The organism is Pseudomonas oplopanacis (genome assembly GCF_057128725.1).
The window spans coordinates 1-25,646 of the sequence record NZ_JBSKHV010000007.1; the positions used below are offsets into that span (position 1 = coordinate 1).

Consider the following 25,646-nt stretch of genomic DNA (forward strand, 5'->3'; position numbering starts at 1 on the left):
GCACACAGGGCAGTTGGAAGGTATAAACAATCGAATAAAGGTCATCAAACGGATGGCGTACGGTTACCGGGATAGCGTATTCTTTTTCATGAAGATCAAGAGCGTCTTTCCCGGTAATCCGTGAAGAACCTTAAATCAGCCCGAGCCGGTAATTAAAACCTGTTCGTACAACTGAAACATTGACGAAACATTCCGGCCATATGATTCGCCCACCGAAATCTAGGAGGGTTGGAGATGAATCGGCCATCAAGAAGCATGCGCAAACTACTCGACTCCGTCGCCTCTAACAATGAGGCAGCGGCGCTCGATGTGATGCGCGCAGCAGAGCAGCTCCAGGACGAGGTGCTTCGTCAACGGTTACTCAACATGATTCACCGGCTCAACCAAGACGCCCATGATTTGCGAATGGCGCGTGACGAAATCCAAGGCGGAGCGATACAGCTCGCGTGATCGGTTTCGCAGGCGTTTTGAGTTCGTTCCTTCGGGCCAACGAGGCCCGGCTAGAATCTGTTTTCTGATGCAGGAAGCCAGGCCAGATGAGGTTGATTGCATAGGGTGGTCAGGAGGTTTGAGCGATATCCTCTTCAAGCTCCCGCACAGCCTTGCTGGCTTTGATTTCAAATCGGCGCTCCACCTCTGCGTCACTCAGCTTAAGCGCATCATCGCCGAGCCACATGGCAAGTTTCTCGCGCTTCTGGCTGATCGTGAGAGCATCGAGGTTCGGTATGTAGCCGTTATTGGCTTTCATGCCCCGCTGCAGCTCGTAGAAGGTCTTGATCAGAGACTTCGGATGGATCTCACCGCTTGGGCAAAAGCGGTCTGTGAGTTTCCTGACCGTGTGATTAATGGCACGCAGCTGGGAAGTTGTGGTGATCTGGCAGAAATAGGCAGCCCAGCCGAGGCGCTTACCTTTGAATATGCAGCCAGTAATCCTCAGGTTTAGCTTCCACTGGCAGTAGGCCAAGGCGCGCTCCTTATCAGCAGGACGTCGGGCTGTCGCGAGTTTGTGCCGGTATGCCGTGAAGATTTTGGCGATCGATGACTCGAATCTAAGAATGCTCTCGTGCCGAATAAGCACTTGGTCGCCCTCGATCTGGTAACCCAGAAAACTGAAGGGGTCGGTTAAGCTCTCTACCTTGGACTTCGATCCCGGTTCAAAGTCATGCGGATTGAGCTTCAATGCCTTCAATTCCGCGATGAGCTCATTAGCCGTAGAGCGCGCTACTCCTGTCGGCCCCAAGATCAGGATGTCGTCTACGTAACGCTTGTACCAAATCCCCGTCCGAGACTCGAAGAGGGTATCAATGCCTTGCAGCGCAATCTCCGCGAGCACATTAGAAATCGCGAGGCCTTGGGGAACGCCGACTGTAGGACGATCGGCTCCTTTACCTCCCCTGGATTCAGGCACCGTGGGCGTTGTGAGCGCGTCGGTAATCAGCTGTCTGAACTCGGGTTTCTGAATTTTTTTTCGCGTGGCGGCGGCGACCAATTCGTGAGGAATGGATGGGTAGAAGCTTTTAAGATCAATTTTGGCGTATTCGGCATACACACCGGAATTTAGCGCAGTTTTAAGGGAATCGATGACGGTCTGGGGGAGGGTGAGTTTCGCCATGGGAAAAACGTCAGATAGGCAATTGCACAACGCACGTAGGACGATTCTGTCTCTGGCAGTTGGAATGGATATCTGTCGAGGCGGCGACGAGGCCCCCTTGAGAATCAGTTTTTCCTTGTAGGCAGTGAAGCGATATTCACCCTTGTGAACCTTCTCAATGATGTGATCAAGCTCCGCGCTTAACTGCTTATCGAGGTTAGCCGGACGCATTCGGTCGAGGCCGATGGCCCCGGAGTTTTTGATTTTATCGGTGTAGATTTCCTGGAGACGCTTTCGGGTAAATACCTTTTTAAAGCTTCTCGCCGCGCTCATGGCTTGTTCCAGAAAGAGTAGAGGCCTGCCAGTACCGGGAGTGCATAGAGCAACGCTGTGATCAGTAATCGCATCGTCAGCCAAAATATGGCAGCAAAGTATTCAAAGCCTGTGGGCATTCGAGTGGTGAGGCCGCTGGCAAAAACGCGTGCGATCCGATCATCGATTTCCCGATGATTTTCCGATTCAGCCAACAGTTCGTCATATCTGGTGACCTGTGCCGGCGTTGGCGCAGGGGATGTGGCGGTCGGTGAGACATCAGGCAGTCCCCGATGGAGCTTCTGCAGCTCCAGATAGTTGGTGCGCATTAGCATTGCTCGGCCACGAAAGTCGCGGTTCGCAACCGCAAGCGAAATACCGAGCAGCGCAACCGAAAGGATCGTCGCCATGACATCTGTGTCTGGGCCAAGGATCGTGCTGTGTCTGATTGTCAGCACACCCAGCGCTGTGCTGAGGATCGCGTACCATACCAGCAAGAGTTGCGAGTGAAAGTCCAGCCACTCCAGACGCTTATGAGCCTGAATGCGTGCCTTGTAAGTGAACCAGACGCTGTCCTTATTCACGCACATCTCTCCATAGAAAAGGGTGAAGAGGCGGGGGGATTTGAGTACCGTTGAACATCCCGTAGGGATCAGTGGGCCGAAACCCAACAGCCGAAGCTGTTAATTATCAGAACCGCCCTCGTTTGCACGAGAGGAAATACCCACCCCTTCACGGCTGATTCTACAGTGCCGTCACCTAGCGTGGAAGCCACCCAATTGCTCGACCTTACCGTGACGAAGAATGCCTGCGTGCCGATACATGCATGCGCAAAGCTGATGGCCGAAAGTCGCGTCAGAGAGGGCAATCAACTGAACCCTCGGCATTGATCCGTACCGGTGGGACTACCTGGGGAGCTTGGGAGTACACTTTACGCAGGTCAGACCGGCGGCTGCTGATGTGGCAACCTCCGGTCGATCTCACGGGCTTTCTGCGTAAGCAGATTAGAAAGGAGAGGGTTCACCATCCAGTAGCAAAGCGAGGTCAGCTATCTGAGTCCCCAAAGCCTCTTTCAGCGTGGCTCTAAGTTTCTTGTCCACCTCTTTATGCAGTCGAATCTTCTCTATCGCCAAAGCGATTATAAACTCCATTGCCGCCTCGCCGCGCTCGTACGAGTAGCCCTTCGCCACGCGCAGAATGATATCCGCCATTGCTGTGCTGTAGATTTCGTGAGCGCTGTAATCCAACTCCGTGGGTAGAGCCGCCCTGAGAAAAGCCGCCTGGATGATTCCGTCGTCATATCTGGAGAACACATCCGGCGCCAGCAGCACCTGTTGCAGTTCCCCAGACTCCAGTCGTTTCGCGTCCTTGATTTTTGCGCCCTCCCGGGCATTCTGCAAAATCCAAAGGATGGTCAAAAAGATGTCTACAGTGGAAGCCTTTTTAACGTCCTCTTTTCCGTTCACGAACGCGAAGCCATCGGTAAGCTTCATCTCTTCTTTCGTGGAACTGCTTGGCCAGAAAGCCTGAGTGGACAGGCCCGAGGCTTCCTCGGCAGCCAACTGGTCGGCACGGTTGTTGATCAGGAGCAAGCTCTCGCCACCAAAGGCGACCAGCTTGTTGAGCATATCCTTTTCCCTAGCCCAGTGATTACTGCACACAGCGCTGCCGGCGGGGATCTCCATAAAGGCTTTGAAAACGTATCGACGTTCACCTTTTGGCGGTTGCGTTAGATTGGAGCTGAGGTCTTTCATCAGCTCGTAAGTTCGACCGAAAAGTGCGCCGACGATATATAGGCGGGTTCCTGATTTCTGTGCGCTGCGTAGCCGCCTGCTTATTCTTTGCAGAACGGTTCCACGCTCTGCTGCAGCTGCAACCACAATGACGGATCCATGAAGCTCTTCGTCCTGATTGAAGTCTTCTTCGCTGACCTTGGCGCAGCTTAGGCCTCGATCCGTTAGATATTTAAGGGCTTGGGTTGCGAGTTTCTCACTCGCTGAGTCTTTGTCATGGATGATCAGCTTGGTCGAGGCAGGTGACTCTTGGTCGAGACACTTTTTGAACCAGTCCTTGAAGCCATCAGTTTCGACCAGTTTTTCCTTATCTACGTGTACAGTGCGGCGTCTTTCGCCGCCCTGGATGGGCTTAACACATCTGAAAAGCCCCTTGCCTATGAAGGAGTCAAATTTCGTCTGAAGGCCATCCGGCAGATGATCCATGCTGATGTTTAACAGTCTTGTCTCAGTGTGTTCTGCGATGAAGCGCTCGCCGTGAATTCGTATGGTCTGCCGTGCTTCTGATGTTTCGGACTCAGCGAGCATTTCGAAATCCTGCGGACGTTCCAGAGTATGCACAATAGTGCAGCTTTCAGACTTCTCCAGGAACGACAAGACCGTGGCGACGCGTGATGGAGGCGCGCTGTTGACTCGAGTCCATTGCTCGGCCAATCCACAACTTGTTGAGGCTGAGATCAGACAAAGGGCAGCATTGCCGCCAGGCAAACGCCCATCCTTCAGCCCCTCGTGGGAATGGAAGGATTTGATGGTTTGGATGGTCGGGTTCCCAAATCGGGCTTGATAAAGTTGCATCGATAGGGCGATGGGTAAGAAAGCCATCGTGTCGAGGTAGATCGTATCTGGCTCACCCATCGTGCTTGTTGCAGCTTGCTTGAGCATCTTCAGTGAAGCAAATGCGAGAAAGTGCGCGTGCAAGGTCTCGGAGAGAAGGTTTTCAGCTCGAATGAAATAATTGGCAGAGCGGGAGGAGGGCTTCGAAAACAGAAAACCAGCCGGTGCTTTGGTCAATACTGAAGTGCATCTGACTAGCTTCTCCATGCCCGCCTTGACGAGTTTCGCGGTGCCGTTCTGCAGCAGTTTGGGAATGTTCTTCGGAGCACCGGAAATATTCTGGTACTTGGTGATGCTGCCATGGCCATCGTGATACGCAAATCCATAGCTCAGCGAAGATCTAGAATCGCGACGCTGTAAGGCGCTGGATAGTGGAGAAGCCCTATCCTGACACTGTTTCTGAATCTGTTCCTCAAAGCACTGCGGTATAAGAAAAATTAGGTGATCGGGCAGAATATAACCGGGTAGGCGCTTCTGCAGTGCATCCGTCACCTGGATATCCGTGATGGACTCAGGGCCAGTGAAGAACACCACAACCTGTGCAGGCTCTGCCTCAGATGAAGGCGCAAGAGATACTTCAAAATCGTAAAGGTCAGACATGTCAGTTCACCGGAATGCAGATGGTGAAGACAGTCCCTTCAGCGGCGTCCAGCTCTCCACCGCCGCTCCATTTTTTGGGGTTGTAGGCCACTTCTCCCTCGTTCCCTTGAAACGCCTGTGAGAGGCAAAGTCTGCCTGTGCGTAGGCGAACATAGGCTTGCAGCTTGTTGAAAGCCTGAACGGCATTATGCAGGCCCATACCTGATTCCTTCGACGGCTTGGTGGTGACGTGTTTTTTGAAGCAGTCGAGGGTGGCCTGAAGCTCCTCATCAAGTGTCAGCTTGTCCAGGGACTCAAGAGGTGCACCTTCTTTCATTGAAAGCCAACGTCGCGCGAGGCCAGGGCCGCTGTCGATGATGGAAATTTCCAGGAAGTCGAGCGCATCGACATTTTTGACCATGTGCCTGATAACGAAACGCGCAAATTCGGGTTCAGTGTGGGAGTAGTTCGTAATGTCCGTTTTGCTGATGCGACTTGCTTTGACAGTCATGCCCCGCAAGCCCTTTTTGTATTTGTCGCCTTTCAAATCGTATGACGCATGTTCGTCCGCGTTCGATATCAGCTCTTCAAGGACAGTACCCAGGGCGGTAAGGCCGCTGCGCATTAACGCATTGCGCTCATGCCTGGTGTGCATGACTGATGACAGGTCTTCGATCAAGGTTGAGAAGGTTGGCCATTTATGGACTTCAGGTTCTCTTTCCCCATAGTAGAAGGGCTTGATGTACTCCATCTGCGCGTGGTTGATGCTGAAGAGGTTGATGACCTTGGGGCGAGCCCCTTTGCCTCCTGACGTGTGTTTCAGATCACTTTCGAACATTGCTTCAATCAGTGGTCGAATGACAGTCAATGCTGCGCGACGGTCAATCGGATCATGGTTTTCCGATTCAATGTCTGAGCTCATCACCAGCGCTGCTAAACCAGCGGCCGTTTTTGCAAGCTGCGAAACGTGTTCGAAGGCGTTCTCGGTGTCTGCGTACAGATGCAATGTGCTTTTGTTCTGGGCTTTCGCCCAAGTGATCACGAGTTGCGCGAGAGATGCGTCGACCCCCAGGAGTCCTCCATGGCTCATGGAAACGGGCAACCGCAATTGCTGATCTGTATGACAAAGGGGGTAGAGCTCCTCTATGTCATACGTATTCATACTCCGAGTTATTTTCATCAACACCTCTGACATTCCATCGATTGGGTGCTGAGCCACGCTAGAAGCAAGGAGCACGGGGAGCTGTCACCAACGGAAACTTCCAAGCAAGAGCAGGGAATGAAACGTATACGGAGAGACAGGGACAATGACTTTACGTAACGATGCGGCCGCTTGGAAGGTGGCGAGTGCAAAATGTCGGTATTCGTGCATTGCTCCAAAGGAATCATGATGAGTTACGATCCGCGACACGGAAGTGCTGGGCTGATCGAGTCGGTACTGGCGAGCCTCTGCACAAAAGTGGCGTTAGCATCTGTTATGCAGAGCTCGGAGTGCAGGGAATGGGCCATTGCTGATACCAGAAGGCCAAAGCGAATCGACCATGATTGCAATGCTTCAATCGGGCCCGGAGGCCCTTTGCAGCTAAGGTATGGCCCTGCAGAAAAACACAAAGGGGAGGAGGCGAGCTGCATCCATCAGCACCTAGTGGCTTACCTGGGCTGAGCGAGCAGGTCATTTACCCCGATTGAAGGGGAGCACTACAGCACCGTCGTCAGACTTAGCCACCGAATCGCCGCTCACCATGGACTTAAGCTTCGCTAGATGGAAAACAGAAGCCTTCCCCGACAGATAACGCTCCGGCAAGCCCGCCAGCTTTTCGACATCATTTGCAGCCAAACCGATATAGCTCGATACCGACTCGATCGGCATAACCCCAGAAGACGACAACAACTCAATGGTGCGCTTGAGTAGCCGAGGTTGTTCAGGCGCGCGTGCATCATCACCTGGCTCGGATTTAGCTCCCCATCTGGCAGAGCGGCGCTTGAACAAAACAAGCTTTTCGTCAGCATCTATGATCTTGAGCGCTTCGAGGCGCATGATCATGGCCGCAACGGAGACGCCCCAGCGCTGCTTGAGCAACAGTAGGCTATCAAGTGTGACCGGAGTCCTCACATCGGCTGCAAACGATTCTGCTGGCAGTAGGAAAGCTCCGGCGAACCGGTGAGCCTGTGACTCCATCAACTTGTAGCGCTCGGGATCCGTTGAGCGGTCTATGCCTTTGTGAAGGATGAGGTGGCCGAGCTCGTGCGCCAAGTCAAATCGACTGCGAAAGCCATTACCTTTGTCGGCTGACAGAAGTATCAGTGGCCGTTGAAGTTCGTAGCTCCATGCAGAAAGGCCTTCAATCGGCGCGATACCCGTTTCCTCCCGTACTACGATAACGCCGGCACCCTCCACAGCCATTGCCAAATCAGGAATTGCACGACGGCCAAGACTCCAGAGGTCTCTGCATTCACTGGCAGCTTCCTCGATGTCGGAATTGGCGATTTGCTGAGGATCGGTGAACGACCTGACCGGAAGATTTACGTCCGGAAAGTCCACGAATTCGTTCATAGCCAAGACAATGTCCTGCGTCCATTCTAGCCGGGCTTCCAGCATCGCCCTCGCGGAGACGTGTGCAGACGCATTGCTTCGAAAAAGAGGCAACGACCCCTTCTTAGGAAGAGGGCGGGTAAACCATTCAGGGCTAACATTGATGACCTTGGAGAGGCTGTCTAGCGCCTCCGCTTCAGGCGCCTGCTGCCCTGACTTCCACTTGCTGATCGTGGCCGGAGATACACCGACCATGGCAGCGAGCTGTACTTGCGAAAGCGCGCGGGCAGCCAATGCTTGAATCAATCGACCTGGCTGGAAATCTGTAATGCCCCGGCTCATGTTTCTTCCTGTCCTCCGAGCTCGATGAAGCCCGCTTTGAGTTTTACTGTTGCGTTGTCGGCCTGTTTCGGAGCCGCATCATAGCGATCCAGGAACTGGCTCAAAGGTTCCCGAAACAGCCACCCGTCCATTTTCGGATTAGGTACTGCGATGTAAACCTGCAGTGGCTTCTCGGGATGTTGATGAAGTGAACCACTGAAGCGTGCGACGAAGAAAAACGCCCCCGAGGTCACATCCTGTGGCCCAAAAAGAGACGGTTGCACCAGTTGGCTAATGGCTTCATTTGCTTCAGCCAGCTCACGTCGGGTAGTGCTACGAGTGAGGCTATTCCAGTTCGTCGTACTCATGTTCAAGCGTGCAAATTTGAACATCCCTGCCACGCCCACGATCACGCGGTTGCCCTGGGAGGAAATCAGCTCAGCGTTGGATGCTTCCAGCAAATCACTGAAGCGCTCGTTCATCTGGATGTGCCGCATGTACCCCAGCGCAGTTTTCTGCTGCTTTTTACTGACCTCCTTCGTCAACCCAAAGGCTTGTAGCGCACCGGCGGCGAAGGCGTCTTCGACACCCATCACAAGGTCACGCGGAACGTTGGCGATTAGCAAAGCGGCGAGAGAATCCGGGTTTGGGGTCATTTACTCGTACTCAGGTTTCGGTGATCGAGATTATATACCTGAAAAATTTCGTGTGAATAGATGGTCGTGGTGTTTTAATAAAGTTCGGCGCCTTATTATTGGTTTTTCGCCTGCCGCTTGAATAAGGTCGTAGATGAGTCGTGCTTATTATTTAGCCTTGGCCGTCTGGGCATCACGAACCACGCATTTTCAGGACACGCGACTCATGCAAAAAAAGCCTCTATCGGTGACGGTCTGCAATCCCTACATTCCGGCGAATGAATATCGTCAAGGCGTGGTGGAAGCCTTGGAGTGCATCGGGCCATTTCTTACCAAGTCAGATTTTGAAGCCCTGGTGCAAAAAAAGCTCCGGCTTGAAGACCCTGAGCCTAGCGAAAAGCAGTACCTGCAGGCGGCAGTTGAGCTCACGGTATGCACCCACTACGCGCGCTTTTTCCCAGAGGGATTTGTGTACGAAGACAAGGTGATGCCGCCGCGGGACGTGGATTGCTCCTTCACGAGTGAAGGTTACAAATTTAACGTTGAGGTGAAGTGCGCTGACTACACCATGAAGCAACAGATTGATGAGAGCGGTGCTTTCATCATGAGGGCCGTGGGGCGGATGGACGACTATGGCGACACGGCCGCCATGCTGCAGGAAGTATTTGCGAGCGGTGGCAATCAGCTCCTAAAGGGCCTGCACATGGACAACAAGCTAAAAGCCTATCTGATGGACGCTCATGGCAAGTTCCCGGATGCATCACGTGAGAGTGAGTACAACGTGTTAGTCGTTGGCTGTGATGATCCGGTCGACATCATGCAGTGGGAGGGGTACCTCACCGGCGCTCAGGGGCTGTTTACAGATCAATCCTATGCACCAGCTGATGAGTACTCCAATGTCGACATGGTCGTCCTGACCAACCTTTACCACCGTCATAAGGCAGTGGATAAAAAGGACAAACTGACCTCTCATTGGTGGTTCGGTGAGTCATTTTCACTGTTGTACGCAAATCCAAGTTCTACCAAACCTGAATCAATGGCGCTGGCCTTCGCCAAAACCCTGCATTTCTACAACAACGACCTGGTGCAGTACCGGATGGAGGGTGATGTCCCCGAGCTCGATTTGCAGAGTCTAGCGATCCCGCATTTCGTGGGTAAGGTGTTGTTGGCTAACGGGCGTTACCTGTTTCAACCGGGTAAGCCAAGAAAGCTAGAGCCAGGTGAGGGAACGGTGCAAACCGAAACCTAACGGCCTGGCGATCTGGACTGGGACGTGGTTGATGGCAAGCTGACTCGCTTGCCATCAACCGTCCCTTGGCTTGAGATTTTGGTGATGTCGGGCTGATCATCCCATCAAGGTCGAGGCGATTGCTGGATCTCAGAAGCCCGGAGCGCCATCTTGCACCCATTTGCAGACCCAGCTATCCAGCTTGGTCAAAGACACACTGTTCTTCAGCAGTTGCAGACTCACTTTTCGTTCATCTTCAGACAGTCCGCTGAGCGCCAAGATGAAGGCTCTTCGATCCCAGGAAGCGGTACCGGATACCCTCTGCTTTGCTTCCTTCGACCACGCACGATTTCCTCTGGAGAGCTCAGCCGTAGTCGTGATGGCGATACCGCACCGCTGGACGTACTGCTTCAACGCTGGGGTATGTGCAGCAACATGCCGGGCAAGATACCAGCCGATCCAAACCCTTGCGCTTTGGCTTTCAAGATGGCCCTGAACGCATGCGTGGGATAGAGCGGGCGCCAACACCAGGTGATCCATCGAGGGCAGGGAATCAAAATAGAGTGCTACGTCATTGATCACCGGAAGGTAAAACTCGAGGTCTTCAGAGAGCAGGGGAGCGATCGTATAGTCTTGGGCATTCTTCGCCCGTCTGATGATGGCTCGCATCACACCGAGGTCGATCACGCCTGAATCTTTTGCGCGCGTCAAGGCCTCAGAGAGGCGCTCCCCAAGGCTGGTGTCATCGCTGTCGTCGTCGTCGTCTTCGTGTTCTTCCTCTACCTCCTGATACTCTCCATACTGATTGCCGGCCTCGATGCTGCGCATCAGATCAAGTTTCTCCAGTTGGTAGGCGTTCTGCAACTCCACATGGAGGAAGGTTGCTGAGTCCTGAATCTTGGTTTTCTCTGAGACCAAACCAAGCCGGTGCTGTTGGTGCAGGTACACCACCAGGTCTTCCAGGATGGTCTTCAGGTCTGCTTCGTCGTCGCTGAAGATTCGGTAATCATCCACGTAACGAACATGCTCAAGTCCCCTTTGTGCGATGAACTGATCGACGTCTATCAGCGCTGCTTCCGCTAGGATGATTGAGGCCGCAGGGCCCACAGGCAAACCTTGGGATGACTTGATATTTAGCCGCATCAGGAACGATTCGATTTCCTTAGCGAGGGCGGCGCCGGTGCCGATTTCCTCCAGCCCATTACGGATGCGGTGCAGGTAAATCTGATTGTAGAAATCGCTGATGTCTGTGGACAGCACGTAGCTGTGTTGGCTTGCCAGCCGCTCACAGTTTTCGCGATACGTGTCAAAGCCTGATCCTCGTGAGAAGAAACTGTTGTGACTGACCTCGATCCGGTAGGCACAGGACACTTCTGGCCCCATACGCGCCTGCTCGACCTTCTCGGCCACCAGGTAGACGAGTCCGGTATAGATCAGCGCATCGAGTGGTTCGAGCTGATGCACAACCCGACATCCGCCTCGTGCTTTGTGCCAGGGGAGTACGCGCGGCTGGCTGCTCAGAACGTCTTTGAGTGGCGTTGCCAGTAGGTAAGCTTTGATCTCGTCCCAACAATGCCAAACTGCAAGAAATTCAAATGGCTTAGGGAAGAAGTCAGTATCGTAGTATGCACCGATGTGCCGGCGGGCAAATTCAAGCGCGTCTTCCGTGAGCAACATTCTATTAACCTTGAGCTTCATTAGGTGGAGGTCATCTGCTGCTGAGCATATTCGGGATGCTCAGTGGTCACCAGCCTTTGCTGCGTATAGCGCCAAAAACGGACATCGTGCGATGCCCGCGAGGGTAGCCACGCTATCCGCTCCACAGGCAGCACCAAAAAACGAAAAAAGCCTAACAATGAGCGGCCTCAGTGCGTCCGCAGGAATTGGTCTGCCGACAGAGCCAAGAAAACCTTCATTGAGCCTTATCAAGGTCTGTGACTGGCCGTTTATTTCGTTCGCGTACCCGGTTAAACCAAGCCCATCGACTCTACCGTTTGTATAAGTCCTTTCGGTCACAACCGGGGACTTCAGTGTCGATAGTACGAAAGGGGCAGCATGGTTTTGGATTGCTGTAGAGGAATCCACATATCAACTGCTAGCCGGTTTTAGTGAACCCGGCATTTGGAGGTCAGAGATTTTTTGCCGCGAGATGCTGCTCGATATGAAGCGCCTTACCCTGTAAGACTCGCTCTAGGTTCAGCGCTCTTTCTTCTTCGCGTGTTGTTTTTTGGCAAACTTAGCTGCGTCACCACTATCAATAAAGTCGAACGCAAAATTTTGAGCGTCCAGCACATTCGAGAATCTCTTTCGTCCAGACACATGATTGATAATCAATTTATAGTTGTGTTGATCTGGCACGATTGCGACATTGAGCCCGCTGTGTTTGGTATTCAAAAAGTCGCTGCCACGTTTCCATTTCGTCGATGACATGAATCGCCTGTAACGCCCAAGACGTCGCCGCCCTTCAGCTGCCTCTCTCGTCCCAGTGAGGTTGTCGCAGCAATGCGTTCCGACCCCCATTTGCTCCCAGTGCTCATGTTGAATGTAGTGCACGTAGCGAATGGCGTTGTCGCACAATTCGCAGTTGCCGCTCAGGTCGCCTAGGTCTTCTTCTCCGACGTACTTCCACCCTGTATCTGGTCGTATTTCGCCATGGTGTCTTGCATGGCAGCCTCGACACAACGTTTCGCAATCAGACGTTTCGTATTCCCAGGGTTTGCGGGTGCTGATGTAGCGTTTATGGTGAATCTGCAGGACAACATCATCATCCCTTGATCGCCCGCACTCCACACATCTCCCATCATCGAGGGTGATGATCCGTTCTCTGAATGCTGACCAGAGTTTGTGTGCATAGAGATTTGCCATGGCGTACCTCCAGTCCTTGGATTACGTCTAGTTGTACTCAATACGATTTCGCCAGCGGTTTAGTGGCTACAGAGCCACACCCAGTCTTGCGCTGGATTGAGGGGGCTTTTGCGAGCATGCCTTTTACTCGGCAAGCGGAGGCCCATAAATATGTACCAATGCACCCAGTACCATAACGCTTGCAATGATCGCCATAAATAGAGGCGTTTGGGCCGCCTGAGGCCCCTGTACCAATCCAAAGCTTAAAGCACTTATCAGTACCGTTAACGCAACAGCAATTTTACCCATGAGTAACCTCCAGATTTGTAGTGGCTTAACGGGGTTGAAGTGCCACTAGTTTCTTCAGAGTAACTGAGCTGAATAGAGTTTTCACTACTCGAATGCGGTAAAAGCCGCCTGCAAAAGGCTCACCCTGGCCATGCAGGCAATTAGGTGGGGAGCAACATTTCCTAGAGCGTTCGGCTGAAGAACGGCGAGGTAGGTTTCCGATGATGGGGTCAACCTTAGAGAACTGGATGCGGTAAGGGAGAACATAGCCCTATTCAGTGGAAGCAGCAGTTGATCTCTAGGCTACCTTTAGGTTTGAGGTAAAAAGGGGAGGAGTTTGTGCAGTGCACCAGGTGATCAGTCGAACACAGTGCCTGTATTTTTTGCTATCGATCATTCGAGCCGTAGGCTCGGCTAAGCTAATAAGCCGAGCATCTCCTTGATGATGGATGCAACGTTCCTGGCATCGTCGATTCCTCGGTGATAGGTACCCAGCCAAACCAAACCCAACGACTCTACCGTTTGCTTAAGAGATTTAGGTCGATCGTCGTATAAGCCGGCATGCCATTTCCTGGTATTGAAATGTGGCAAGTCATCGAGCAGGGAAGGGCAGGCAGCAAAGCGAGCATCGCGCTCAAGCTGTCTTGCGTCATAGTCTCCCCAAGATGCCCACGCCGCGTTTGGATAACTCGCAGCAAATGTTCGTAGCTCTTCGCCAACCTCTTGATAGGTTCGGGCGCCGTCCACGTCTGCTTGTTGGAGGGAGGTGAGTTTTTTGCAGAAAGCCGTCAGGGTAGGGGTGATCTGAGGCCGAACGAAACGCTGGAACTCATCGACGATCTCAAGTGACTCCAAATCGATCACCACCAGGCCATTCTCAATCGTTTCCATCTGATCGGGGACGACTACAAGCTTTCTTGCTGACTCCGATTCGTCCACTTCATCGCAGGTTGCCTCAAGGTCTACGCAATAGAGGTAGCGGTATGGCGCGAGGAGGTTTTGGATGGTTTGTAAATGACGAAGCTTCGCTTCAATGCTCATGGCAAAGATGTCCGAAATTTGATCTGTCCAAGGTACATCGCTCAAGAGCATTCATACACGACGTTGCGGGCCTTGACGAAGGCTAGTTTTTTTTTCACTATGTGTCCGCGCCACCGACGTTGGCGTTCAGCCCTAGCTAGGTGAAGCCTCTGCGACGTCGTTCCAACACCTCTTATTGCCACCTTTAATGGTCAACAGACACTAGGGTTTAGCGTTGATCGTGAGAGGCTAGGCTATGAAGTTCCCTGACACTCCTTCGCTTGCTGCTTTTAAGTCAGATGCAGCTGTTCTGCATCGTGATTTACGCAGTGGCTGCCGCATTGCGCTTGACAGAGCAATTAGTGCTCAATTGATCAGTTCGGGCCCCGTGAAGCGTGATACCTGCCTGCGTATCGTTGCCAATGAGCATGGTCTGCCATACCCCAAAATTGCTGCTAGAGATCAGATGATTTCCCGGTATGCGGATCACTGTGCTTCTAAAGGGTTTTGGCGAAAACCGTATGTAGGCGAATTCCGAAGGGCACGATTCCTTTTGCAATTCGATGCGCTTGTCGAGTGTCTTCGTGACCAAGTTCCACTTGCATCTGCTGCAGATAAACGGGGCGTCGATTTCAGCGGATTTCATTTCAGCTCGTTGTTATTTAGCAGAATTCGTCGTGTCCTTAAGCGCTTAAAAGTCCCTGATTTCAGCTACCTGCAGGCGCCCGGAAGCCTCGTGCATTACGACTGGCTCCAGGACGTGAAACAGGCAAGTCACTGCAACTTCAGTGATGCAAAGTTCTACTGCATTACGGCTGATCCCGTGATTCAACCTAGTGCCTACGGATGGGAAACTGATTTTAGCTATGCAGATTTGCGAGGCGTCGACCTTCGAGGGGCGTACCTGCGAGGAGCTTGTTTTAAAGGGGCTAAGGTCGATGGCGCTGATCTGCGCAACGCAAATATTACTGATTGCATATTCACTGGTGTCACAGGGACATTTCTGAGCGGTGAAATCCTTTATCACAACTGGGATGTTGGCCCTCAGGGCGTCGTCCCTTGGTTACCAGACGACGAAGACTAAACCGCAACCTCTATATGTTGTTTCCCGCTCATACGCCTAGATGGAGTTGTGGTGAGCGGGGGCGGGCGAAGAAAAGTTTCGATTAAAGAACGCTTTGCAAGCCAATCATACAACGCTAGTACGAATATTAAGTATCACTTTGAAGTGATGCCCTATCCGTGTACCTGTTTTTTTCAATTCCGTCTTTTCGAGATGAGAGGGCAAGGATTGGATCGTCAGCTATTGGGTGAATGGCCATTGAAGTTAAGGGGAATAAGAAGATGGAAAAAATAATAGGGTTTTTCTTGGAGAAGATTTGGCCAGCCTTGGGCGCATCCGCTCAGGACGCGCGGGAGCTCATTCAGTCGAATTCATCCTTTTTCGCAACCATGAGAGATCGCAAGGGAATTTGCTCGAATGCCTGGCTATTCGGCATCTTCGTGGCGATTGGCTTGGGGGTACTAGGGCTACCAGCGTCTCGGTCTGCCGGCATTACTCCAAACCTTGAATTTGCGGTCGTGATGACAATGATGAACTTGCTCCTCGTTGCGTTCTACGGGGTTTGCTTCGCGATAGGATCTCGGCTACTCGGAAGTGACCGCGAGATGTTGGTCAGCGTTAACACCTTCTTTTACGTTTCGGGTTGGCTGGTGGTACTAAAGTTATTCGAAATGCCCGCATTGGGTGCACGATTTAAAGCGATGGCTCAGAGTTGTAGTGCTTTCAGCTATGACGAGGCGGTCACCTTGGCAATCCAGCAAAGCTCAATGGCCAAGACTTCAGATGATATAGTGCTGATCGGTTATATAATGTTCATCGGCTTTGCCATCGCCAAAATGCAGCGTTCAGTGCACGACTTCGGTTGGATTCGTGCGATCCTTTCAACAGTGATTGGTATGGCGCTGCTGAGTGCGATGGTCTCGTATGTTCAAGAGCCGATCATCTCGCACCTGATATGCAGCTATGTAAGTCATCCACTTAAGGGTTAATAAAGTCTAACATTTATCGGGCGAGCCACTTCAAATCTGGCTCGCCACGATGCGAATAAATGCTCGTGATATTTACGTTTTCAAGCTCCAAACAGATCGCCGGGATCGTTTCCGGCACGCTATCCAAGTTTGAGTGCCCCGAATCTGCGATCGGCGATCCGCCGTATTAGCAGTAGCCCAGGGCGTCACAGTCATTGAAGACTCTGAGCTGCCAGCCATCGATTTCTACGGGCATGAGGCCGTGATAGATCTCATTCCATGACTGGATGGAGCTTCGCATCATGATGCGTTTGCCGAGGGCGACGTTCGTCAGCACCTGGCAGACATCGAGGGCGGGGAGAGGAGAGGTTGTGTTCAAATCATTCTACGCTCGAGTCATCGCTTAACCGGCTATGCGGTGGTGTGCAGTGGATGGAGAGATCGCTCCTTCGGGCCAATGGGCCCGGCTCACATAATCAGCCGAGTATCTCCTTGATGATAGATGCAACGTTGTTGGCATCGTCGATTCCTCGGTGATATGTACCCTGCCAAACTAGGCCCATAGTCTCTACCGTTTGCTTAAGACCCTTCTCTTGATTGTCGTATAGGCCTTTATGCCATTTCCTCACGTTGAAGTGCTGCAGGCCGGCGAGCAGGGAAGGGCACGCAGCAAGCCCAGCATCGCGTTCAAGCTGCCTTGCATCATAGTCACCCCACGATGCCCAAGCTGCATTTGGGTGTCGCGCAATAAACGCTCCTAGCTCCTGGCCAACCTCCGCATAGGATGCTGCATTATCCACATTTGATTGTTGAATGGATGTCAGATTTTTGCAGAAATCGGTAAGGATGGGGTTGATTTGAGGACGGAAGAAACGCTGAAATTCATCGACCATCTCGAGTGTTTCCAGATCGATCACGACCAGGCCAATTTCGATCGTTTCCATCTGATCAGGGACAACTGCAAGCGGCCTTGGTGATTTCGACTCGCTTACCTTATCGCAGGTTGCCTCAAGGTCTACGCAATACAGATAACGGTATGGCGCGAGGAGGTTTTGGATAGCTTGGAGATGAAGGAGTTTTGCTTCAATGCTCATGGCAGGGTAAACCTTACTTGGAGTCTGTTCAGGTTACACCGTGCTATCTACCCGATGCAGCATTGGCGCAAGGGAAAAACTATAGAGCAGTAAGCAAGTTCGCTCTTCCATGCCTTTGGCGGGGCACCTCCCCGAGTAACACCCGCATCCACGCTCGCCCGTTACTATCATCGCAAGCTTATCCAGTCACGATATCCAGGAGGCCTTCAAGATTCATGGTTTTAACCTCATCCATCAGCTCGTCCACATTGAGCAAGGTGAAGTCGAGGAGTTCGACGATGTGAGTAAAAAGCTGGTGGTGATAGTGCTCCTGGACTTCGTCCCGCCAACCGCTCATGAAGTCTACGGGGATGTGCCTGCTATTGAAGGGGCTGGTTGGAATGAAAAACGGGCACACGATGTCGCTGTTGAGATCGAGGCCGCTTTTCGAAGCCGTTGCATGAAAATCCATGCTCATGAACCGAGGGCGGTGAAGAACCTGTAGCCTGGCCTTCAGTGCCCCTGAGTTGATCAGGCGCATTGTCGAGTCCATGTCGGTGAGACTTTCTACATTGGTTGGTACGATATAAATGTCGGGCCGAAACCGGTTGAGGAAACCATTTTCAATAGGAATGAGGTTATCCCCATCGACGTCAAGCGAATCCCTGACCAGCCCGCCACATACGTCGACGATCATCACCTCATTTGGAGCAGGGGTGTAGGCCAAAATTTCTTCAGGCTCGAAATCAGGGCACTTGATGTATAGGCTCTTCATCGAGTCGATAGAGTGACTCGCATACTTGCGATTTTCCGGGGTCGCGGCATAGTGAAAGCTGGTAGTGAGCCCGAAGGTGAGCTTTGAGATCGCTGCCAGGTTTTCTGCCACGGTGGTCTTGCCGACGCCGCCTTTCATGTTCGTGACAGCAATGACCACACCTTTATCCTCAGGGAAGGTCAACCGCGGCTTGTTGATCTCTCGAACCTTGGCCCTAACCCGTTCGGTCACCCAACCCATCAGGCAAGGATCGACAGGGTTGGTTCCATTCAGCCACCGGCTGATGGTTTCTGGGGCTGTACGCTTCCCGTCTTCGCGCAATGCCGTGACCTGATCAGCGAGAGCAACTCCGGTCAGGTTGAGGCACTTCATGGCTTGTTTCAGCAAATCTGCGTTTTTCATAACTTGACCCATAATCAATTCTTAAAGAATGATATTGACATTAAGTCAATGTGTGCTGGAATGCAAGGGAGGAAACGCAGGTTGTTGAGTGGCTCAATCCCTAAAATGTTGCACCTTGTTGGCTGATCTATGGCGTAGGCTGCCCAACCGTGAATTGCGACTCAAATCAATCCTGTAAAACGCGCTGCAAGACTGCCGGCTAGGGAGGTTCGATGAGTTTGTACGAGAAGCAAGCGCGTTATCGTCGTTTGCATAGTGAACAGTCCGCCTGGCGCTTGCTGCGTGCAGATTCGGCACCGATCATCCTGGCGTTCATCGACAGCCTGTTTGTTGACGAACAGGAGGTGTTGTTCGCACGGGCAAAAGCCGCCCTTGAGGCGGAGTTGCCGACCTGGCAGGAAGCGTATGGCATGCAAGACAACGCCAACTCGCACCTGCGCAACTGGATCCATGCCGGCTGGATGCGTGAGCATGATGACCACCTGACCCGTACTGACGCCTTTCATCAGGCACTGCGATTTGTCGAGGGTCTTGAGAGCAGGGATACCACGACATCAGCCACCCACCTACGCCGAGTCCAAGACGCTGTACGAGACCTAGCAGTCGCTCTCAACCCGAGTGCTGAAGAGCGTTTGCTCGTACTGCGTGAACGGTTGGCAGAACTGAATGAAGAAGTCTTGCGGCTGGAAGCAGGCATCGTGTCCGAGCTATCCAGTGCCGAACAGCGTGAGCGAGTACGCGGTGTCTACCAGATGGCCTCCGAGCTAACCGGTGATTTTCGCCGTGTTGAGGATGACATCCGTCAACTTGACCAGAGCATCCGTGTTCAGATGATCGAATCGGAAGGCGGTCGTGGCCTGGTCATCCAGAACCTTCTGGATAATGAAGATGCACTTTTGCAGACAGACGCTGGTCAGGCGTTTGACGGCTTCTTCAGACTCCTCTGCGACGAGAACCGGAGCGTAGAATTCCGCGAGCAAATCCGGTCGATTTTGGATCGTCCGATTGCCAGATCCCACCTGAATGCACAAGAAATCCGTTTTCTCACACATCTGGTGCGTGAGCTGAGTCGCGAAAGTCAGCGGGTAATTTCGGTACGTCGCCGCACCCAGGAAAGCCTCAGGGCGTTTGTCGAAGCTGGTGCTCAGAGCGAACGCAGGGCAGTCGAGCAGGTGTTGCGCCAACTGGAAAAACTGGCCGTCACCTTTAAGGATCAAGACATTGGCCCACGCACCTCACTGAAGGTACATGTAGCCAGCGGGCCATTCTCGGTTAGCTCGCCATCGAGCATTCGACTGATGCAACCGCAAGCCAGCCTGGATACCAGCAAGGTGGTTCCGCAAAGTAACCAGACCACTGTGAGTGACACCATTCTTGAGTGTCTGGAGGCTGTGAAGATTCAGGAGGTGGCCGAAGCCATGCGCGACCTGCTCAAAAGCCAAGGGCCGATGAGTCTGGCCCAGATCGCCGAGTTGCGCCCTATTCAGGGCGGGCTTGAGGAGTTGGTCGCCCTTGTCCGCATCGCCAAAGCAATTGAAGCGGTTTCCCTCGAGGGCGTAGAGCATCTGGTGGTCGCTGACCGACAAGGCCAGACCATACGTGCCAAAATTCCGGTGCTACTCCTGAGCGCCGACCTGTTCCCGGAGAATTTAGAGAGCCTCCCCCTATGAACCGTGAAGCCCCAAACAACGATGCTTTGGCACCGTCGCTCTTCGACACTTACCGCCAGGTGGCAGTCCCGGCCCTGGCCACTACAGAACACCCGGAAGATGGACTGGCGGAGCAGGAGGAGCCCGGCGAACTTGACGAGGTGGCCGTCCAACGTGAATCAGAGGTTGTCCACGGCATCATGCCAGCGGAGGCTCGCCGGGCCCTGAGGCTACTGTTGAACACGGGTGTTGTGCGGGCGGAAAAGAAACGCCTGGCTTTTGAAGCGCTGTGCCAGCACCAAGCACTCATCGCCGCTCATCTGACCAACATGTTGCTGTGTATGACGCTAGACCAGAAAGCAGGCATTGCTATCCTGCTCGAGCAGGACTTGAGTGAATCCGAGTTCGAGGATCTGACAGACGAGGATGGCTCAAGCCTGGTTGGAAAACGCACCATGCCGCTTTACGACACCTTGGTGCTGCTGGTGTTGCGCAAGTACTACCAAGAGCGGGAAGTCATTGGTGAGAACAAGGTGATGATCGATATCGACACCATTGCCGAACTCATGACCCCTTTCTTGAAGCTGACCAACAGCAGCGCTCTTGAGCGCAAGACCCTCAATGGCTCTATAGCCAAGCTGCGCGAAAAGCGCCTGCTGGCGAATGTGCGCGGCGACGGTGACCGATTGGAAATCACCCCGGTCATTCGGTACGTGGTCAATGCCGACTTCCTGAATACCCTCCTAAGCGAGTACCAGCAGCTGGCTGACCAGGGAAGTGTGATGGATCAACAAGAGTTAGAAGACGATGTCTGACATGACCAATACCAGCTTCGGCGATCTATTCTCTACAGGACAGATCCGCCTGGCGGAGATCTCGGTTTACAACTGGGGTTCCTTCCACGGGTTGCACACGGCAGTGATCGACCCTGAAGGCACCCTGATCACCGGTGATAACGGTGCGGGTAAGTCGACGCTCATCGATGCGCACATGGCGCTGCTCAACCGACCTGGGCAAACGTCATTCAACATCGCAGCCTCGCAAGGTGATCGTTCAGATCGCAACCTGATGTCCTATATTCGCGGTAATTACGGGACAGCCCACGACGGTTCCCAAACCCTCAACCTGATGAAGCGCGATGGCGCCACCATGACCGCGTTGCGTGCCCTGTACCGGGCCGACGACGGCTCCTTGATCACGTTGGTGTCCATGTTCTGGATTCGCCAGGCCGGCGCCTCCATGACAGACCTCAAGCGTTTCTACCTGGTGGGTAAGCGGAATGTCAGTCTGGAAGTGCTCCTGCAGCAGTTTGGTTCCAACAACGTGCGCCAGCTCAAGCAGTATGTCGATGACGACCCAATGCTTCAGCACTTTGACAACAGTTTTTCTGCCTACCAAGAGTATTTCACCCGGCTGCTACGCATGGAAAACTCTAATGCGCCGGCGCTGCTGCAGCGTGCATTGGGTCTGAAGAAGATTGATGACCTGACAGCGCTGATCCGTGAACTGGTGCTGGAGCCCAGCAAAGTTCGCGATCTGGCTACTGGGGTTGTCAAGGAATTCGACGATCTGATCGCCGTCCACAATGAGCTGGATACAGCCAAGCAGCAAAAGGAGGTGCTGAGCATCCTGCCAGACCATAACCGGAACTATGAGAGTTCTTTGGAGGAGCAAGGGCAGGTCAATTCAGAGGCCGCTGGGTTGACTGCATTCTTCGGCGAGCAGGGCAACCGACTCTGGGAACTGCGCTGTGAAGATCTGGATCGCTCGCTGGATGACCTGACGTCGGACGGTAAGCGTTTGGCTGAGTCGGTGTCGCAGACTGAGGAACGTGTAATCTCACTTTTACACGCCTACCAGCAGCAGGGCGGTGATCGCCTTGATAGCCTGCGGCGTGAGGTTGAGGATGCGGAGAAGGGCTACCAGACCACGACCAATAAGGCCCATGACTATCAGAAGGACACTCGAGCTCTTGCGCTTGCTGAAACGCTTACGGCGAGCGCCGTGCGGGACAACATCGCTTCGGCCAAAGCTGTCCTGGTTGATTTACCCGCTCAGATTGACGACGCGAAAAATGCTTTCGGCGAGTCGCGTGGCGTTCTCTCGGGCATTACCCAGCTGATAAAGAGCCTGCAGGCCCAGATCAGTGAAATCGAGAAGCGGCCCAACTCCAACATTGACGCCGCCTTTCAGCGCCTGCGGGACGAGATGGTTGAGAGCCTGCAACTCAACAAGGATGGCGTCGTATTCATCGGTGAGCTGCTCGATGTGCGCAGTACCGAAGCGCCGTGGCGCGGGGCTATTGAGCGGGCGCTTGGGGGCCACCGGACAACGTTGCTGGTGCCCGAAGACAAGTTCCGCATGGTTACGGGCTGGGTAAACAGCCGGCACACCGGCCTGCATGTTCGCGTCCAGGTTGTCAGCATAACCGAGCGTAACCCGGAGTTCCTCGGCGACGGATTCCTGCGCAAACTGGAATGGAAAGAACACCCGTATCGTGACTGGCTAAAGCGCCATCTGGCGCGTTTCGACCTGCACTGTGTGGATTCCGCAGAAGTGCTCAATGATACCCCTTACTCCATGACCCGCGAGGGCCTGGTACAGATGGAGAAGGGGCGTTTTGAGAAGAAGGACGGGACACGCGTCGACGATAAAAAGAACTGGTACCTCGGATTCAACAACCTCAGCCGGCTGGCAGCACTGCAGGAAGAGGGGGAACGCCTGCGGGATGGGCTCGATTCCGCCCGATCCGATGAAGCTGTGAAACGTCAGGAAATGGACAACTTGGTGGCCTCTGAGGCCATCTGGAAGCGTGTGGCTCAAACCCTGTGGGATCAAATCGACGTTACTTTGGCCAAGCAACACCTGGACACCCTCAAGAACGACCTTGCGGCCCTCAATGCTCCAGACAGCGATCTGAGTAAGGCCAAAGCGCTGCTTGAACAGGCTAAAAAAGAGCTCCAGGAAATCCGCACTGCGCAAAACCAAAATGCCAGAGAGGTAGGTGGGCTCGAGTTGGAAATCCGGCAGGCCAACAAAAGTCGTCAAGTTGCAGCCCAGGCTGCCAGTGCAGGCTTGGTAGATACGGTGCGCAGCTCACTGGCCCTGCGTGTTGGCATTCTTACCTTGGAACATCTGGATAAACTCCATCAACTGGAGAAAACCCAGCGAGAGTTCCTGGATGATGCATTGAACTCGATTAACAAACGAGCGAATCACTACAACGGTCGCATGATCGCGATCATCAACAGCTTCAAGACAAAGTGGCCGTTGGTTGCCAATGACTGGTTGACGACTATCGAGGGTCGCCAGGATTACATCGACTACCTCGACAAGCTTAATAACGAGGGCCTGCCGGATCTGGTTGAACGCTTCCAGCAGCGGTTAAACAACAATACCACCCAGTCCCTGGGCCGCATGCAACGGGCCATTGATGACGAGCGTGAGGACATTCAAGATCGAATCGCCACCATCAACGAAGTGCTGGAGCGTACTGAGTTCAACCACGGCACGTTTCTGCTGCTGAAACATGAGGATGAGCACTACGCGCATGTCAAAGAATTCACAGCCCTGTTGGGCTCGGTGCTTAAACATGCCTCAAGCGTTGATCACGAGGCTCGATTCCTAGAGCTTTGCAGTCTGATCAGCAAGCTAGAAAAGGCTACCAATTCAGCCACCGCCATTAACCTGGAAAGTCAACGCCTCCTCGATTCGCGCTATCGCATGACGTTCTATGCCAACGAAATCGTGAAGGAAACCGGCGCCGTGCGTGATGTGCTTCGCTCATCTTCAGGCAAGTCCGGTGGGGAGAAGGAATCGTTTGCCGGCATCATCGTGGCCGCAAGCTTGGCCTATGTGTTGACCCCGGATGGTGCTCCGCACCCGATGTACTGCACCGTTTTCCTGGATGAAGCCTTTTCCAACACTGCCGATAAGGTGAGTCGCCGCGTGCTGCGGGTGTTCCGTGAGCTTAAAATTCACGTCAACTTGATTACACCCTACAAGAACCTGAACCTGGCTCGTGATTCAGCCCGCTCTCTGATCATCGCCGAGCGTAAGATCGATGGCCATGAAAGTCGCCTGAGCCAGATCACTTGGGATCAACTCGACCAGCAAAGCGCTGAACGCCGGGAAGCCAAGCAAACTCAATTGGCCGGGGTCGCTGAAGGCCTGGGCATTCAGATGGAGCAACGCTAATGCGCAGTTGGGGGCGTTTGCCGACCGAGGTCATGCGCGAGGTCGAGCGCCTTGAGTGGAATAACGCAACCAATCTACGGGGGCGCCTGCAGGGCACGCGGCGCTTTCCGATCAGCTTGCCGCTTAAGCCACCAGCGGCTGGCGATGCATTGATGGACATTGACCACTTCCACAACTGGGTCAACGCCTGGCGGCAATGGAGCAAGCCAAGTCAGGTTAAGTGGGTAACCCGCAGGTATCGAGTGGTGGGAGATGTCGAGGTACCGGAGCGGCTTGATCTTTCGAATGTTAAGGAGTTGATTGAAGCCATCGGGCCGGCAGCCGTCCAGCGTTCTCAGATCTGGGCGGCACTCATGGAACCCCTTCTGGCAGTGGATCGAAATCTGTATGACACCCTCATTCGCCAGATTCTTGTAGTCGAGCAAATGAGTCATCGTGCTGCCCAGCAGATGGCGAAGGTGCTGCCACAGTTGCGTCAGGGTATGGGGGATGGGTGTTACCTGCGGGGGGTGCCTGTACAAGGGATTGATACCAAATTTCTGGAAACGCACACACCTCTGCTGACCACCTTGCTTGATGTCATCCACAATGGGGCACTGTGTGAAGCCGGTGGGCTGGAGGCCTGGCTCGGCTGCCTGCAAACCCCGAGCAACTGGCTCTATATTCGACCCTTGTGTCCAGAACTTAGGCAGCAAATGGGTGGCTTCTCAGTATTACAGATTCCCCTCGAAGAGTTTTTGGCGCGACCATTACCTGGTCGCAGGGTGTTGGTCGTGGAGAACACCAAGCCCGGCTACGCCTTGCCCGAACTTCCAGACACGGTCGCCATCTTTGGCGGTGGCCGGAACACCCAATGGCGTATGGCTCCATGGCTCGCCGAGCGGGATGTAGCATATTGGGGAGACATCGACAGCTGGGGGCTGACTATCCTTGCTCACGCCAGGCAGGCACTGCCAGGGATTACGGCCTTGATGATGGATCACGAGACCTTAATGGCGCACATGGAGTTTTCCGTGGAGGAGCCGCGCTCAACGAACCTTCCTGCTGTGGGTTTACTGTCGGAGGAGCGCCTGCTGTTTGAGTCGCTTATCAAATCTGCGCAAAGCATTATCCGTTTGGAACAAGAGTACCTTGCCCAGAATTATGTTTTGTCCAAGGTATACAGCTGGGCGAATTGCTGCACCACGAAATCGTAATAGTCGTCTCCAACGCAACCCGGTTTGAGTCCGGAAAGGCTCGTTATTTCGCCGGCATCGGCGCTTGGCTTTGAAAGCACCTAGAAACGGATACAGGCCCGAAGGCCTGTCTTGTTGTTGGCATATGCCATGGACTATTGAGCAAAAGCAAACCGATATCAGATGGATATAGCATATCCAAAGTCGATCTCACTCGCTGGCACTCCACCAGGCATCCCCCAATTCTCTGGCTCTAGCTCGACCAGCAGTATCAGCGGGGCATGCTCTGAAATTCTGAGCTGCGCAGCGATCCTTTTACTGATCAACTGATACAGCTGGCGCTTAGAGTGGGCAACTCGATCCGAT

General features: G+C 53.4%; 22 protein-coding genes. 9 read left to right on the top strand and 13 right to left on the bottom strand.

The window, feature by feature from the left end; all coding sequences use genetic code 11:
• Together ACWKV5_RS15480 and ACWKV5_RS15485 are read left to right on the top strand one after the other, a co-directional pair.
• Positions 1–124 (top strand): transposase (locus ACWKV5_RS15480; RefSeq protein WP_483842175.1); only part of this gene is annotated, 124 nt, incomplete at its 5' end.
• Between the two features lie 110 nt (positions 125–234).
• Complete coding sequence (locus ACWKV5_RS15485; RefSeq protein ID WP_483841937.1) at positions 235–450, top strand: hypothetical protein; 216 nt, start codon at positions 235–237, stop codon at positions 448–450.
• 109 nt (positions 451–559) lie between these two features.
• Here the strand turns inward: ACWKV5_RS15485 and ACWKV5_RS15490 are convergent, their stop codons facing one another.
• The 6 genes from ACWKV5_RS15490 to ACWKV5_RS15515 form a co-directional block, all read right to left on the bottom strand.
• The gene (locus ACWKV5_RS15490; RefSeq protein ID WP_483841938.1) at positions 560–1,924 is read right to left on the bottom strand and encodes a reverse transcriptase domain-containing protein; all 1,365 of its coding nucleotides are present in this window, start codon (positions 1,922–1,924) and stop codon (positions 560–562) included.
• Positions 1,921–2,487 carry an SLATT domain-containing protein gene (locus ACWKV5_RS15495; RefSeq protein ID WP_483841939.1) on the bottom strand — a complete coding sequence of 189 codons (567 nt, stop codon included), beginning with the start codon at positions 2,485–2,487 and terminating at the stop codon, positions 1,921–1,923. Before ACWKV5_RS15495 ends, ACWKV5_RS15490 begins: the two co-directional genes overlap by 4 nt.
• A 420-nt stretch (positions 2,488–2,907) precedes the next feature.
• Positions 2,908–5,130 (bottom strand): hypothetical protein, encoded by a 2,223-nt coding sequence (locus ACWKV5_RS15500; RefSeq protein WP_483841940.1) that lies wholly within the window; start codon positions 5,128–5,130, stop codon positions 2,908–2,910.
• A 1-nt stretch (position 5,131) separates the two neighbouring features.
• The gene (locus ACWKV5_RS15505) at positions 5,132–6,271 is read right to left on the bottom strand and encodes an ATP-binding protein (protein WP_483841941.1); all 1,140 of its coding nucleotides are present in this window, start codon (positions 6,269–6,271) and stop codon (positions 5,132–5,134) included.
• Between the two features lie 510 nt (positions 6,272–6,781).
• Complete coding sequence (locus ACWKV5_RS15510; RefSeq protein WP_483841942.1) at positions 6,782–7,984, bottom strand: XRE family transcriptional regulator; 1,203 nt, start codon at positions 7,982–7,984, stop codon at positions 6,782–6,784.
• Positions 7,981–8,619, bottom strand: coding sequence for a hypothetical protein (locus tag ACWKV5_RS15515; protein ID WP_483841943.1), 639 nt, complete (start codon positions 8,617–8,619; stop codon positions 7,981–7,983). Before ACWKV5_RS15515 ends, ACWKV5_RS15510 begins: the two co-directional genes overlap by 4 nt.
• Before the next feature lie 205 nt (positions 8,620–8,824).
• Between ACWKV5_RS15515 and ACWKV5_RS15520 the strand changes: the two genes are divergently transcribed.
• Positions 8,825–9,847, top strand: a complete 1,023-nt coding sequence (locus ACWKV5_RS15520; protein WP_483841944.1) for a hypothetical protein — start codon at positions 8,825–8,827, stop codon at positions 9,845–9,847.
• A gap of 129 nt (positions 9,848–9,976) precedes the next feature.
• Here the strand turns inward: ACWKV5_RS15520 and ACWKV5_RS15525 are convergent, their stop codons facing one another.
• The 4 genes from ACWKV5_RS15525 to ACWKV5_RS15540 all read right to left on the bottom strand — a co-directional run bounded on the left by ACWKV5_RS15525 (position 9,977) and on the right by ACWKV5_RS15540 (position 14,044).
• The gene (locus ACWKV5_RS15525) at positions 9,977–11,503 is read right to left on the bottom strand and encodes an RNA-directed DNA polymerase (protein WP_483841945.1); all 1,527 of its coding nucleotides are present in this window, start codon (positions 11,501–11,503) and stop codon (positions 9,977–9,979) included.
• Positions 11,504–12,022: 519 nt separating this feature from the next.
• Positions 12,023–12,691, bottom strand: a complete 669-nt coding sequence (locus ACWKV5_RS15530) for an HNH endonuclease (RefSeq protein ID WP_483841946.1) — start codon at positions 12,689–12,691, stop codon at positions 12,023–12,025.
• A 123-nt stretch (positions 12,692–12,814) separates the two neighbouring features.
• On the bottom strand, positions 12,815–12,979 hold the full coding sequence (locus tag ACWKV5_RS15535) for a hypothetical protein (protein WP_483841947.1): 165 nt from the start codon (positions 12,977–12,979) through the stop codon (positions 12,815–12,817).
• Positions 12,980–13,372: 393 nt separating this feature from the next.
• Complete coding sequence (locus ACWKV5_RS15540; protein WP_483841948.1) at positions 13,373–14,044, bottom strand: 3'-5' exonuclease; 672 nt, start codon at positions 14,042–14,044, stop codon at positions 13,373–13,375.
• 190 nt (positions 14,045–14,234) lie between these two features.
• Between ACWKV5_RS15540 and ACWKV5_RS15545 the strand changes: the two genes are divergently transcribed.
• Entirely contained in the window at positions 14,235–15,062 is an 828-nt protein-coding gene (locus ACWKV5_RS15545) for a pentapeptide repeat-containing protein (protein ID WP_483841949.1), read from the top strand.
• 230 nt (positions 15,063–15,292) lie between these two features.
• Positions 15,293–16,030 (top strand): hypothetical protein, encoded by a 738-nt coding sequence (locus ACWKV5_RS15550; protein WP_483841950.1) that lies wholly within the window; start codon positions 15,293–15,295, stop codon positions 16,028–16,030.
• 166 nt (positions 16,031–16,196) lie between these two features.
• Here the strand turns inward: ACWKV5_RS15550 and ACWKV5_RS15555 are convergent, their stop codons facing one another.
• From ACWKV5_RS15555 to ACWKV5_RS15565, 3 genes are all read right to left on the bottom strand, one after another.
• Positions 16,197–16,388 (bottom strand): DUF7693 family protein, encoded by a 192-nt coding sequence (locus tag ACWKV5_RS15555; protein ID WP_483841951.1) that lies wholly within the window; start codon positions 16,386–16,388, stop codon positions 16,197–16,199.
• Positions 16,389–16,485: 97 nt separating this feature from the next.
• Entirely contained in the window at positions 16,486–17,103 is a 618-nt protein-coding gene (locus ACWKV5_RS15560; protein WP_483841952.1) for a 3'-5' exonuclease, read from the bottom strand.
• Between the two features lie 178 nt (positions 17,104–17,281).
• The gene (locus tag ACWKV5_RS15565; RefSeq protein WP_483841953.1) at positions 17,282–18,259 is read right to left on the bottom strand and encodes a ParA family protein; all 978 of its coding nucleotides are present in this window, start codon (positions 18,257–18,259) and stop codon (positions 17,282–17,284) included.
• A 212-nt stretch (positions 18,260–18,471) separates the two neighbouring features.
• Here ACWKV5_RS15565 and ACWKV5_RS15570 point away from each other — a divergent pair, with 212 nt between their 5' ends.
• The 4 genes from ACWKV5_RS15570 to ACWKV5_RS15585 are packed head-to-tail and all read left to right on the top strand — an operon-like array spanning position 18,472 to position 25,301.
• Complete coding sequence (locus ACWKV5_RS15570) at positions 18,472–19,929, top strand: DUF3375 domain-containing protein (protein WP_483841954.1); 1,458 nt, start codon at positions 18,472–18,474, stop codon at positions 19,927–19,929.
• Positions 19,926–20,723 carry a DUF4194 domain-containing protein gene (locus ACWKV5_RS15575; RefSeq protein ID WP_483841955.1) on the top strand — a complete coding sequence of 266 codons (798 nt, stop codon included), beginning with the start codon at positions 19,926–19,928 and terminating at the stop codon, positions 20,721–20,723. The genes ACWKV5_RS15570 and ACWKV5_RS15575 overlap by 4 nt, the downstream gene beginning before the upstream one ends.
• Before the next feature lies 1 nt (position 20,724).
• Positions 20,725–24,105: an ATP-binding protein gene (locus ACWKV5_RS15580; RefSeq protein ID WP_483841956.1), complete on the top strand. Its 3,381-nt coding sequence runs from the start codon at positions 20,725–20,727 to the stop codon at positions 24,103–24,105.
• Positions 24,105–25,301 (top strand): DUF3322 domain-containing protein, encoded by a 1,197-nt coding sequence (locus ACWKV5_RS15585; RefSeq protein ID WP_483841957.1) that lies wholly within the window; start codon positions 24,105–24,107, stop codon positions 25,299–25,301. Before ACWKV5_RS15580 ends, ACWKV5_RS15585 begins: the two co-directional genes overlap by 1 nt.
• The last annotated feature ends 345 nt before the right edge of the window (positions 25,302–25,646 follow it).